Source organism: Rhizobium sp. RAF36 (assembly GCF_052114105.1).
In the GTDB taxonomy this organism is placed as follows: domain Bacteria; phylum Pseudomonadota; class Alphaproteobacteria; order Rhizobiales; family Rhizobiaceae; genus Rhizobium.
Genome location: NZ_JBFREC010000009.1, coordinates 148,395 through 160,818 on the forward strand (window position 1 = coordinate 148,395; position 12,424 = coordinate 160,818).

The window sequence follows — 12,424 nt, forward strand, 5'->3', positions numbered from 1 at the left end:
GTTTTGGTCGAAACTAACCCGCGTTGGCCAGGATTAGGATGGGTTTCTCAACATCGACACGAAACTCTCGCAACCGATTTCTTGTGTGCTTGACGTGAAAACAAAGTTACTTAATCTAAAGGGGCCGCGCGATCTGTTGGAGGAGACGGAACTGCGCCGCCGGCGGCTCGTCCGCGTCATTCCATTCTCCCCGCTCGAGCATTCGACATCATTCGATAGGACACGCCATGTCTCTCACCATTGCCCAGCGTCTTGACAGCCTGAAAGCACGCACCGCCGAACTCGCCCACTGGCGCGACAGGCAGAGCGTCCAAATCGACGGCTGGACCTTCGACCGCGAGCCGATTGCCCATCATCAGGATTGGCCGCACCGCAAGGGGACGGTCCATTTCGCCGCTTCGGCAAAGGCGCCGGGCGCGTGGCCACTGGACAAGATCCGGCTGCAGCTCGATCTCGGTGGCGAAAGTCTGATCACGCTGAACTACGGCGGTGAGGAGACCGAGAGGTTCGGGCTCGACCCCTATCATCAGGAGTTTCCGGTCAGGGGCCGCGAATTTTCCATCTCGACGGAGAGTGTGGCGCGTTTCCCCTTCGGCGAGCCGAACCGTTCGCCGCGGCTCAATAGGGCGCGGCTGATCTGGCTGGACGAGCCGGTCCACCGGCTGCATCTGCTGCTGCGGCAGATCATCGAGGCGGTCGATGTGCTCGACGGGCACGAAGCTGTCGCGCATATCATCGAGGCGGCCGAACAAGCGCTCCGCGGCCTCGACTGGCCTTCGGATACGGCCGCTTATGTGTCCCGCACGTCGGGAGCGGTCATGCAGCAGAAGATCTGGGAATTGCCGGAACTTCAAGATAACCCAGCCGGGCTCGACGACCAGCAGAGCGCCTCGGCACATGCGGCCTTCGATGCGCTGACGCTCAGGCTGAAGGAACTGCAGAAGCGCTTCCCGCCGAATGGCGAACTGCTTCTGACCGGCCACGCCCATATCGATCTCGCCTGGCTGTGGCCCTATAACGAGACGCGCCGGAAGATGCGCCGGACCTTCAATACCGCCCTGTCGCTGATGGAGCGCTCCGGCGATTTCCGCTTCAACCAATCCACTGCCCATTACTATGCGCAGATGGAAGAGGATGATCCGGCGCTGCTGGAGAGGATCAAGGCCAAGGTCGCCGAGGGCAAATGGGAAACGGTCGGCGGCATGTGGGTCGAACCGGATACCAACATGCCGACAGGAGAGAGCCTGGTCCGCCAGGTTCTCTATGGCCAGCGCTATTTCGAAAAGACTTTCGGCATCCGCCACACTGTCTGCTGGCTGCCGGATTGCTTCGGCTTTTCAGGCGCCTTGCCGCAGATCCTCAAGCTTGGCGGCATCGACAGCTTCTTCACCATCAAGGTCAACTGGAGCGAGACCAACCATATTCCCTCCGATCTGTTTTGGTGGAAGGGCCTCGATGGCAGCCAGGTGCTGACCCATACATTCGACAATCCGATGCATGGCTATAACGGCTTCGTGCAGCCGGATTGCTTCGTACCGACCTGGAAGAACTTCCGCGGCAAGACCCAGCATGAGACCTCGCTTCTGGCCGTCGGCTATGGCGACGGCGGCGGCGGCGTGACGCCTGAAATGGTCGAGCGCGAGGTGCAGCTGCGCGACTTCCCGGCGATCCCGCAGGCCCGCTGGGGCACGGTGAAAGGCTATTACGAACAGGCGCACAAGACCGCGGCGGAAAAGCAGCTGCCGGTCTGGGATGGGGAAATCTATCTTGAACTGCATCGCGCCACGCTGACGACGCAGAGCGGAGTCAAGCGCAAGCATCGTCAGGCCGAGCGTGCGCTGATCACCGCCGAGACCATTGCCTCGCTCGCCCATATGCTGGGTGCGGAAAAGCCGAGGAGCCTCGAAAGCGATTGGCGTGTGGTGTTGAAGAATGAGTTTCATGACATCCTGCCGGGGTCAAGCATCCGCGAGGTCTATGCCGACGCCGAACATGAGCTCGACGGCGTGATCGGCAATGCCCGCCAGGAGCAGGCGACAGGCCTGACCGCACTCGCCTCTGTCCTGCCAAGGGGCGCGGCATCATCTGCCCTCGTGGTGGTCAATCCGTCGCTTGCGGCGCGGCAGCTGAACGCCACGCTGCCTGATGGAACAGCTATCTCGTCTGCCGATATCGTCGCGCCGCTTTCCGTCGTGGTTTTCGATCGCAGCGCTCTGAAGCCTGCCAGCGGCCTGAAGGCAGCCAGGCAGACGCTCGAGAACGAACATCTATCTGTGACAATCGGCACGGATGGCTCGGTGACGAGCCTGATCCACAAGGCAAGCGGCCGCGAGGCGGTCGATGGATCGGCCAATCAGCTCTGGGTCTATCCGGCCGACAAGCCACGCAACTGGGATGCCTGGGATGTCGATGCCGACTATACCGCCAAGGCGATACGCCTCGATACGCCTGAAAGCATCGAGCTGGTCGAGAGCGGTCCGTCTCGGGCGGCGATCCGCGTCGTCCACCGCTACAGGAATTCGCGCGTCACCAACACCTATGTGCTGACTGCCAATGCCAAGCGCCTCGATATCGAGACCGAGATCGACTGGCACGACCGCCGCACGATGCTGCGTACCCTGAACCCGGTCGCCGTCAGCGCCCGGCAGGCAACGTTCGAATGCGCCTATGGCGTGGTCGAGCGCGCGACCCATACGAACACCTCCTGGGAACAGGCAATGTTCGAAGCGGCCGCCCACCGCTTCGTCGATATCAGCGAGCCGGGCTTCGGCGTGGCTCTGCTCAACAATGCCAAGTATGGCCACAGCGCCCGCGGCAATGTCATCGGCATGAGCATCGTGCGCGCGCCTGTTTATCCCGATCCGCTTGCCGATGAAGGCGCGCAGAAATTCACCTATGCACTGATGCCGCACGAAGGCGCCTGGCATGAGGGCGGCGTTCTCGACGAGGCACTCGATCTCAACCAGCCGCTGATGACGGTCGAGGCAAGCGGACTGGCAACCGGAACGCTGTCGCCTGTCGGCGTTACGGGCACGCCGGTGGCCTTCTCGGGCATGAAGCCTGCAGAGGAGGGCGAGGGGCTGGTGCTGCGCCTCTACGAGCCGGCCGGGCGCCGCGGCAAGCTTTCACTGTCGCTGCCCTCCGGATGGAAGGCATCCGGCGCGTTGAACATCCTCGAAGAACCGATGGAGCGGAAAGGTGCTGCCGACATCATGCCCTTCGAAATCCGGACCTGGAAACTGCAGAAGGGCTGATGCCGATCGGCAGGTCAGCGCCCGCTAACGCGGGCGCGTCTGCTTCAAGACTGCAGCGGCCAAATCGGTCTGGCTATAGGGCTTGAGAAGAACGAGCGCGCTTTGATCTGCCTCGAAGCCTGCGACAGACGTATTGCCCGTCGCAAAGATCACGGGGAGCTTGGGATCGAGGGCGCGTGCCTTCTTCGCAAGTTCGGCGCCGGAGAGGCCGGGCAGCCCTACATCGGTCAGCAGCAGGTCGAAACTATCGGGTGACAGCTTCGCGAGCGCCTCTTCGGCACTGCCTGCTTCGCTGACGCGGTGCCCGGATTGCTGCAGCATCTCGGCCGTGTCCATGCGGATGAAATCGTCGTCCTCGACATAGAGAATCCGCAGAGCCGCCGCCGGCGCCGCAGCCGTGGTGCTCCGGCGCTCGCCCTGCGCGGCGCGTGCCAGATTGCGTTGGCGCTGGTTGTTCAGAACGTGGCGGATCTTGCGGGCGAGGGCTTCACGGCTATAGGGCTTGGACAAGAGATCGACGCCGGCATCCAGCCGCCCGCCGTGGACGATCGAGTTTTCCGTATAGCCGGATGTGAACAGCACGGCGACATCGGGCAGGCGCTCCTTTGCCTTGCGCGCCAATTCCGCACTTTTCAGCGGGCCGGGCATGACGACGTCGGTGAATAGCAGATCGATCGGAATGCCGCTTTCAATCACCGTCAGCGCGCTGGCCGCATCCTTGGCCTTGAGGATGCTGTAGCCGAGATCGGCAAGCATCTCCACAACGGTGGCGCGGACTTCCTCGTCGTCCTCGGCAACAAGGATGGTCTCCTGGCCACCGGTCGCCGGGCCATGGTCGCCTTCAGTCAGCAGATCTTCTTCGCCCAGAGTGCGCGGCAGATAGAGACGAACGGTGGTGCCCTGTCCGATCTCCGAATAGATCTTCACATGGCCGCCGGATTGCTTGACGAAGCCGTAGACCATCGAAAGGCCGAGGCCGGTTCCCTTGCCGACAGGCTTGGTCGAAAAGAACGGTTCGAACACCTTGCCAATGACCTCGGGTGGCATGCCGGACCCGGTGTCGCTGACCGCCAGCATCACATATTGCCCGGCGCTGACATCGGCATGCCGGCGTGCGTAGTCGTCGTCGATAAAGGCGTTTCCGACCTCGATCGTCAGCTTGCCGCTTCCATCCATCGCATCGCGGGCATTGATCGCCAGATTGAGGATGGCGTTTTCGATCTGCACCGGATCGACGAAGGTGTTCCACAATCCTCCGGCGCGGATCGTCTCGATCTCGATGGCTTCGCCGATGGTCCGCCGCAGCATCTCGCCCATATTGGCGACGAATCGCCCGACATTGACGACCTTCGGCTCAAGCGGCTGGCGCCGACCGAAGGCGAGCAGCTGGCTCGCAAGTTTCGAGCCGCGATTGACACCGGCAAGCGCGTGATCGATGCGCTTCTGGGCGCGCTCGTTGCCGACGACATCCTTGCTCAAAAGATAGAGATTACCGGCAACAACCTGTAACAAGTTGTTGAAATCATGCGCAACGCCACCGGTTAGCTGGCCGATTGCTTCCATCTTCTGCGTTTGCCGGATCAGTTCCTCGGCTTCCTGCAGTGCCGCGGCCTGTTCCTTTTCGGCCGTGACATCGCGTCCATAGGCATAGACCATCTCCTGCTCGAAAGAAAACCGCCAGGAAACAGTGCGTTGGCCGCCTTGCTTATGGTTGAACCGCAGCTCGACGCCCTGCAATTCGCCGCCGGAAACGGCCTGCTTCAGGGCGGTATCGAAGGCCGCTGCGTCGCCGGTCACCAGAAACTCGCACATGCGGTGACCCGCGACTTCCTTCCGGCGATGGCCGAGCAGCCCGGACCATGCCGGATTGATCGCCCGCACTTCGCCATCGGGCCGCATGACGACGAGAATATCACCCGCGTTGCGCCAGACGCGGTCGAGTTCGGCGCTGCGTTCCGCGACTTTCTTCTCCAGTGATGCGGCAAATTCCTGCAGCGCCTCTTCAGCGCGGCGGCGTTCGACGGCAGTGCGGGTACGCTCGGCAAAATCACGGATGAAATCGAGCTCCACCTGCGGCCATTCGCGGGGCACTGCGTTATTGAGGAAGAGAACGGCAGCAATCTGGCCGTTCTCGCTCAAGGGAACCGTGACGGCAGAGTGCACGCCGATCGCCTTCAGCGCATGGGAGGTGGCAGCTGTGCGCGGATCCTCGTCGACATCGGCAAAGACCACTGTCTCGTTGCGCTTGAGGTCGTCGATATAGGTGCCGTATTCGCGAAAATGCAGCGTGCCTGCAATGCTCGGGTTGCCGGCAACGTTCCAGTCCCGCTCGATTGTCACCGTTTCGGCAACCGGATCGATGATCCCGTAACCGGCCCGGGTGACGTGCATGGCCCGGCCGAGGATTTCGGCCGCGGCATAAGCAATTTCAGTCGGTTCGGTCGTTTGGCGGATGCAGTCTGCGAGATCGATCAGGGCGATGCGGCGCGCCTCCTCGTGCCGTGCGTCGGTGATGTCGCTGTTGACGCCGATCATGCCGAGAAATTCGCCGCGAACGCCGAAGCGGGGCCGGGCGTCGGTGTGCAAGAGGCGGTACTCGCCTTCGTCGTTGCGATAGCGCGCCTCGACCGCAAAGGCCTCGCGCCTGGCGACGGCTTTTGTGACCTGGTCCATCAGCGGCGGGACGTCGTCGGGATGGATCGTGGCGTTCCAATCGAATGTAGAGATATCGCGCTCCGCCACACCCCAGAACTGCCGCATCGAGGCGTTGAGATAAAGGCAGTGCATCGCCTCGTCGCTCATCCAGAGCATGACCGGGGCATTTTCGGCGACCAGCCGGAAGCGCGATTCACTTTCGCGCGCAGCGTCCTCGGCTTCCTTGCGCTCGGTGACATCGTAGCCCTGGACGAAAATGCCGCCGATTTCGCCATCATCGCCGGTCAGCGGCTGGTAGATGAAATCCAGGTAGCGGTCGATCAGTTCGGCATCCGGCCGTTGCTGCAGCTTCACCAGCTGTTCGCTTCCGATATAGGGGATGCCGGTGCGGCGCACCTGATCGAGCAGGGCGACAAAGCCCTGCTCCTCGACTTCAGGGAGCGCTTCGCGGATCGTCTTTCCGACGACGTCGCGGTGGCCGACAAGCTGCTGATAGGCCGCATTGGCGATTTCGAACCGGTGATCCGCGCCGCTCATCGTCGCCACGAAGCCGGGCGCCTGTTCGAACATCTTCTGCAGCCGCGCCTTTTCGGCCCTGAGTTGGCGTTCCGCCTTCACCTTGGCCGTCGTCTCGACGACGATCGCCATGACCGCGACCGGTTTTCCGGTCTCGTCGCAGATCGGCGAATAATCGAGCTTCGTCCACAGCCGCTCCGGCTCGCTGGTGCCGCGGCGATAGAGCATCAGCTCCTGGTCTTCATAGACAAGCGTCCCGCCAGCCAGCACGACCTTCATCACATGGTCGTTGAAGTCGGCGACTTCAGGCCAGCCCTCGCGAACCTTCGAACCAAAGAGATTGGGATGGCGGCGGCCGGCGAAACCGGAATAGGCGTCGTTGTAGATCATCACGCCGTCTTCGTTCCAGAGCGTCACGATCGGCACGGGGGAGTTCAGGATCAGGCTGCAAACGCTTCTCAGCGTCGGCGACCATCCGCTGATCGGCCCAAGCGAGGTTGCCGACCAGTCGAAGTTTGCAATGATCTCAGCGGCCTCGCTTCCTCTCTTCAGGAAGGAATGACCGTGTATGCTGGCTTGATGCATCTTGTCCGACCCGCGTTTCCATCGGGAAACTGCCCATGAATATCGCCATAACTATAGAGCGATCGCCAACCGGCAAGAGCCCGGGAAAATCGAGATTGCAAAACCAGTTAACGCCGGTTCTTAAGCCTTGTGGATCGGATCGACCCAGGCCACTTCCTCCGGCTTCTCGACCGGCTCGATATCGAGATTGACGACCACCGGATCCTGGCCGGAGCGGACGAGCACGCATTCCAGCGTCTCGTGGCGGCTGGCATTGATTTCCTGGTGCGGAACGTAGGGCGGGACGAAGATGAAATCGCCGGGGCCGGCCTCGGCGACGAATTCCAGGTTTTCGCCCCATCGCATTCTGGCCTTGCCCTTGACGACGTAGATGATGCTTTCGAGATCGCCGTGGTGATGGGCGCCGGTCTTGGCATTGGCATGGATCGTCACGGTACCTGCCCAGATTTTCTCGGCCCCAGCGCGGGCATTGTTGATCGCCGTTGCCCTGTTCATGCCGGGCGTCTGGGCCGTGTTCGGATCGAGCGCATTGCCCGGAATGACCTTCACGCCGTGCTCGCGCCAATCGATAGGGCCGTGCGTGTGATCGCCGGAATGGTCGTGGTCATGGCTCATCGTGAATCTCCTCTTCGGCAATTGTGCCCGGGATAGCGCAGGCGAAGCAAGAGGTACTTACCCGAGATCGGCGATGGAGTTTGAGAGCCCGGACTGCTATCTCCGTCGCGACGGAAGAAACGAGAATGATGCCATGAGCCACATCCCGCAGATCGACTACGACACCGCATCCGACGATATCCGCCAGGCCCATGACGAGGAAGTCCGGGTGCGCGGCCGGATGACCAATATGAAGAGAACGCTGCTGCATTCGCCTGCCGCGCACCGCATCTATGCCGAATGGTTCACCCTGCGCGCCGAGCTCAATCCTGCTGTTGGCGACCGGGAAATCTGGATCTTCTCGCACGCAATCTCGAAATCCTGCAACTCGAAGATCGCCATCACCTTCTTCCGCCGTGCGCTTATGAATGCCGGCTTCGATCCGGATGCGCTGGTTCTTTCAGACAGGGAACGCCTGCTTGCCGATTTCGGCACCGCGATCGTTGCAGACTCGAACGCGATCCCCGCGGCGATCTGGGAGCGGCTCAAGCAGCTCTATCCCGCAAAGGTGCTCGTCGATCTCGTCGCCTTTGCAGGCATCATGCTGGCGACGGCGGTCTTCAACAACGTCGTGGAGATCGATTTCGATCCGGAACTTGAGGCATTTGCCGAAGGTGCTGCGCGTCCCGTTACGTCAGGTTGAACCACGCGTGGTATTCTTCTGTGCGAAACCGGCGCATATCCCCAAAAAGTGGGATATCGCTGCGGCTTAAATGAGCACATAACCCGCCCTGGTTGAGCGGCAACGATTCGGTATCGTCGCTGCTTCCAAGGAGGAGTTGAGGATGATGTCTGATGTGATCGCGCAGATCGCCCGCGCAGCGGCGGAGCTGGAGGTGGAGCTCCGTTCTTTACTGCAGCTTGATCAGGATATGTCGCAGCCGTCTCAGGATGATGCCGAAACACTGCCGCATCTTCTGGCCGAACGGTTTCCGCAGCTTTCCGGGGAACGTGCAGAACTTAGAGGCCTGCTGAAGATCGGCCGGGCGGCGCGGCGCAGCGAGCACCTGTCTCCGGCCGTTGCCTCCGCAGCGCTGGCGATGACGGCCGAATTCCGAACGATGATTGCAAGACTGGGCGCACGCGCGCAGCTCGCCTAGCGCCTCGCATGATCCGCATGCCGCTTTACGCGCAGCGGAAGCTCGCTTAGTTCTTCTGAACAGGGTTCAGGAGCGGATCGAGCGATATGGCCGGCGACAACATTGCTTCCACTGATATCTCGGCGCCGCTTGCTGCCATCTCGGAATTTTGCGAGCGGGTGCTGATTGCATCGGGCGCCAGCCAGTCGACGGCAGAGGCCGCCACAAGGGCGATGATGCACGGAACCCGCCACGGCATAGACAGTCACGGCGTGCGGCTGCTGGCTCACTACGTGAAAGGATTGACTGAAGGGCGGCTCAATCCCAATCCGGCGCTGAAACTGGCGAGCGCCTTTGGCGCGATCGCCTCGCTGGACGCCGACAATGCCCATGGCGCGCTGGCGACCTATACCGCCATGGAGCATGCAACCCGGCTGGCGGGCGAGTTCGGCATCGGCGCCGTCGCGGTGCGTAACTCGTCGCATTTCGGCCCGGCCGGCGCCTATGCGATGGATGCCGCAAGCCGGGGTTTTATCGGTTTTGCCTTCTGCAATTCCGACAGTTTTGTCCGGCTGCATGATGGCGCGATGCGGTTTCACGGCACCAACCCCATCGCCTGCGCCGTGCCGGTCCAGGGACAAAACCCCTGGCTGTTCGATATGGCGACCAGCGCGGTTCCCTACAATCGCGTGCAGCTCTATCGCAGCCTCGGCCGCGACCTTCCATCCGGTGTTGCGTCGGACGAGCGCGGCCACGATACGACCGACCCCGATATCGCCGATATGCTGGCGCCGCTTGGCGGTGAATTCGGCTTCAAGGGCGCCGGGCTCGCCGGCATTTCCGAAATCCTCAGCGCCGTGCTCACGGGGATGAGGCTGAGTTTCGACATCGCACCAATGCCAGGCCCCGATTTCTCGACGCCACGCGGACTTGGCGCCTTCGTCCTCGCGCTCAATCCGGCGGCGTTTCTCGACATCGAAACTTTCGACGTCGCCATGACGCGCTATGTCGAGACGTTGCGCAATTCGCCGGCGCGCGATGGCTTCAATGTCATGGCACCCGGCGACCGGGAGTGGGCGGTGGCGGAGCGCCGGGGGCGCGAGGGCGTCACGATCGATCCGGTGACCGCCGCATCCTTCCGCAAGCTCGCCGCGGACTATGCTGTGAACTCGCCTATTTGACGTCATGCGGCGGATTGACGCACAACTTTGCCGATGGTACGTCTGATTCAATTGGTCAGGCCATTTGACCGATTGCGCGCTTGAGGAGGCGCGTCAGGGGAGGCAGCCATGTTTTCGGCCGTGGAGTCACGCCGCCTTTACAGGCAGGTGGCGGATCAGATTCGTCTTATGATAACCCGCGGCGACCTTGCCGTCGGGCACCGGTTGCCGGCCGAGCGCGACCTTGCCGAACAACTCTCGGTGTCGCGGCCGACGGTGCGCGAAGCGTTGATCGTTCTTGAGGTTGAAGGTCTCGTCAACATCCGCATGGGCTCTGGCATCTATGTCGTGCGCCAGCATGCCGTCGGCAGCACGGGTAGCGAGCGGGAGCCAGCCGAGGGACCCTTCGAGCTGCTGCAGGCACGCGCGATCATCGAATGCGCCATTGCCGAAGAGGCCGCCAGGACTGCAAAGCCCGAGGATATCGAGCGTCTCGATGAGACACTGCAGCGCATGAGCGGCGTGGTCAACGATGCCAGTGCGGTGCTTGCCGCCGACCGTGCCTTTCACACCGGCATCGCCGCAATCGTACAGAATTCCACGCTGATCCGGGTCACCGGCGAAATGTTCGACATGCGCCTGACGCCCTATTTTGAGAAGCTGGCGAGCCACTTCGAGGGGCCGGTCACCTGGCGCTCTGCGGTGGACGAGCACCGTGCCATACGCGATGCGATCGCCGCTGGCGACGCAGCGGGCGCGAAGGCTGCGATGCGCGCACATCTGACCATGTCGCAGAAGAGATTTTCCGAAAGCTTCGGGGAGGAGTTTTCGGGAGAGGAGGGGCGCGGCCAGAAGGCCGGGCCGAAAAAGGGAATTGCAGTTACTTAAACAGAGCTCAGGAGGAGAGAGCGATGAAAATGAAACTGGCAACGATCGTCTGCACGGCTGCGGCGATCATGGCATCGACGGCAATGGCACATGCACAGACGGTTCTGAAATGGGCCCATGTCTACGAGACATCGGAACCCTTCCACACGGAATCTGTCTGGGCCGCCGGCGAGATCAACAAGCGTACCAATGGCCGCTACAAGATCGACGTTTTCCCGGCTTCGCAGCTCGGCAAGGAAGCCGACATTAATCAGGGCCTGAAGCTCGGCACAGTCGATATCATCATCTCCGGCTCAAGTTTCGCGGCCCGTGACTACAAGCCGATCGGCGTCACCTATTTCCCCTATATCTTCCGCAGCCCGGAACACCTGATCGCCTATACCAAGAGCGACGTGTTCAAGCGTCTCGCAAAGGGCTACGAGGACAAGACCGGCAACCACATTGCCGCCGTCAGCTACTACGGCACCCGCCACACGACCTCCAACAAGCCGATTGCCAAATGCGCCGACATGGCGGGGTTGAAGATCCGCGTGCCTGACGTGCCGGCCTATCTTGCCATGCCGCGCGCCTGCGGCGCCAACACGACACCGATCGCATTCGCGGAAGTCTATCTGGCGCTGCAGAACGGTACGGTCGAGGCCCAGGAAAACCCGCTGACGACGATCGAGGCGAAGAAGTTCTACGAGGTTCAGAAGAACATCATCCTGACCGGCCACATCGTTGACCATCTCAACACGGTGGTCTCGAGGACGCTGTGGGCGAGCCTTTCGGACGAAGACAAGAAAATCTTCGGTGACGTCATGCAGGAAGCCGCCGAGCGCACCACCAAGACGATCGAAGGCAAGGAAAACAGCCTGATCGCCACCTTCAAGGAGAAGGGTCTGAACGTCGCCGAGATCGACAAGGCCGATTTCGAAAAGACCGTCATGGACAAGGTGAAGTTCGAGGACTTCGGCTACGACAAGGCCGATTGGGAAGCGATCCGCGCGATTCAGTAAACCCGCGGCGCGGCGTCTCCGGACGCCGCGTCCATTCTTTCCGCAGGGGATCAACGCCGCTCATGACGCAAGAAATTCATACGCAGGTGACCGCCGAAGAGATCGGTCAGGAATTCGAAGGCCACGCGCCGACCGCCAACATTTCCGACTATGCCATCGAAGACTGGATCACGCTGATCGTCTTCTGGCTGATGGCGGGCTGTGTCTTTCTGCAGTTCTTCACCCGCTATGTGCTGAACGACAGCTACGCCTGGACCGAGGAAATTGCCATCAACTGCCTGATTGGCGTCGTTTTCCTCGGCGCAATCATGTGCGTGCGCACCTCGCGCCACATTCAGGTGGACGTCTTCTATCACTATATGCCGGCGCGCCTGGCCCGCGTCCTCGCGACCGTGGTCGATATCGTCCGCATCGGCTTCTTCGCGTACGCCTGCCACCTGATGTGGCGCTATGTGGAGGTCGTTGCCGACGAGCAGATGGTCACCATCGACCTGCCGCGCAACATCGTCTTCTACAGCGTGCTCGTCGCCTTCGTGCTGATGCTGATCCGTGCGGTGATCGTCTTCATCGCCAACATGCGCCGCGGTTACTCGGTTCTCGAGCGCCCCGAAGAATTCCAGACCGTCGAGGGTTGA

At 61.6% G+C, this 12,424-nt stretch carries 9 protein-coding genes; 7 read left to right on the plus strand and 2 right to left on the minus strand.

What is annotated here, in order from left to right:
- The first annotated feature begins 227 nt into the window (after positions 1–227).
- Positions 228–3,254, plus strand: coding sequence for an alpha-mannosidase (locus tag AB4Z25_RS25250; protein WP_442209932.1), 3,027 nt, complete (start codon positions 228–230; stop codon positions 3,252–3,254).
- A gap of 24 nt (positions 3,255–3,278) precedes the next feature.
- On the opposite strand, the gene AB4Z25_RS25255 is transcribed toward AB4Z25_RS25250, so the two are convergent.
- Complete coding sequence (locus AB4Z25_RS25255; RefSeq protein ID WP_442209933.1) at positions 3,279–7,010, minus strand: PAS domain-containing protein; 3,732 nt, start codon at positions 7,008–7,010, stop codon at positions 3,279–3,281.
- 120 nt (positions 7,011–7,130) lie between these two features.
- A complete protein-coding gene (locus AB4Z25_RS25260) occupies positions 7,131–7,625 on the minus strand; it encodes a cupin domain-containing protein (RefSeq protein WP_442209935.1) in 495 nt (164 codons plus the stop codon).
- A gap of 133 nt (positions 7,626–7,758) precedes the next feature.
- Between AB4Z25_RS25260 and AB4Z25_RS25265 the strand changes: the two genes are divergently transcribed.
- The 6 genes from AB4Z25_RS25265 to AB4Z25_RS25290 all read left to right on the plus strand — a co-directional run bounded on the left by AB4Z25_RS25265 (position 7,759) and on the right by AB4Z25_RS25290 (position 12,424).
- Positions 7,759–8,307 carry a hypothetical protein gene (locus AB4Z25_RS25265; RefSeq protein ID WP_442209937.1) on the plus strand — a complete coding sequence of 183 codons (549 nt, stop codon included), beginning with the start codon at positions 7,759–7,761 and terminating at the stop codon, positions 8,305–8,307.
- A 142-nt stretch (positions 8,308–8,449) separates the two neighbouring features.
- Positions 8,450–8,764: a hypothetical protein gene (locus tag AB4Z25_RS25270; protein ID WP_442209938.1), complete on the plus strand. Its 315-nt coding sequence runs from the start codon at positions 8,450–8,452 to the stop codon at positions 8,762–8,764.
- Positions 8,765–8,850: 86 nt separating this feature from the next.
- A complete protein-coding gene (locus tag AB4Z25_RS25275) occupies positions 8,851–9,924 on the plus strand; it encodes an Ldh family oxidoreductase (RefSeq protein ID WP_442209940.1) in 1,074 nt (357 codons plus the stop codon).
- A 108-nt stretch (positions 9,925–10,032) separates the two neighbouring features.
- Complete coding sequence (locus AB4Z25_RS25280; RefSeq protein WP_442209941.1) at positions 10,033–10,791, plus strand: FadR/GntR family transcriptional regulator; 759 nt, start codon at positions 10,033–10,035, stop codon at positions 10,789–10,791.
- Between the two features lie 23 nt (positions 10,792–10,814).
- Positions 10,815–11,789, plus strand: coding sequence for a sialic acid TRAP transporter substrate-binding protein SiaP (locus AB4Z25_RS25285; protein ID WP_442209943.1), 975 nt, complete (start codon positions 10,815–10,817; stop codon positions 11,787–11,789).
- 62 nt (positions 11,790–11,851) lie between these two features.
- On the plus strand, positions 11,852–12,424 hold the full coding sequence (locus AB4Z25_RS25290) for a TRAP transporter small permease (RefSeq protein ID WP_112514858.1): 573 nt from the start codon (positions 11,852–11,854) through the stop codon (positions 12,422–12,424).

Excerpts from the sequence above, each read along its gene's own strand:
- AB4Z25_RS25250 (WP_442209932.1), top strand. The coding sequence starts at position 228 with ATGTCTCTCACCATTGCCCAGCGTCTTGACAGCCTGAAAGCACGCACC.
- AB4Z25_RS25255 (WP_442209933.1), bottom strand. The coding sequence starts at position 7,010 with ATGCATCAAGCCAGCATACACGGTCATTCCTTCCTGAAGAGAGGAAGC.
- AB4Z25_RS25260 (WP_442209935.1), bottom strand. The coding sequence starts at position 7,625 with ATGAGCCATGACCACGACCATTCCGGCGATCACACGCACGGCCCTATC.
- AB4Z25_RS25265 (WP_442209937.1), top strand. The coding sequence starts at position 7,759 with ATGAGCCACATCCCGCAGATCGACTACGACACCGCATCCGACGATATC.
- AB4Z25_RS25270 (WP_442209938.1), top strand. The coding sequence starts at position 8,450 with ATGATGTCTGATGTGATCGCGCAGATCGCCCGCGCAGCGGCGGAGCTG.
- AB4Z25_RS25275 (WP_442209940.1), top strand. The coding sequence starts at position 8,851 with ATGGCCGGCGACAACATTGCTTCCACTGATATCTCGGCGCCGCTTGCT.
- AB4Z25_RS25280 (WP_442209941.1), top strand. The coding sequence starts at position 10,033 with ATGTTTTCGGCCGTGGAGTCACGCCGCCTTTACAGGCAGGTGGCGGAT.
- AB4Z25_RS25285 (WP_442209943.1), top strand. The coding sequence starts at position 10,815 with ATGAAAATGAAACTGGCAACGATCGTCTGCACGGCTGCGGCGATCATG.
- AB4Z25_RS25290 (WP_112514858.1), top strand. The coding sequence starts at position 11,852 with ATGACGCAAGAAATTCATACGCAGGTGACCGCCGAAGAGATCGGTCAG.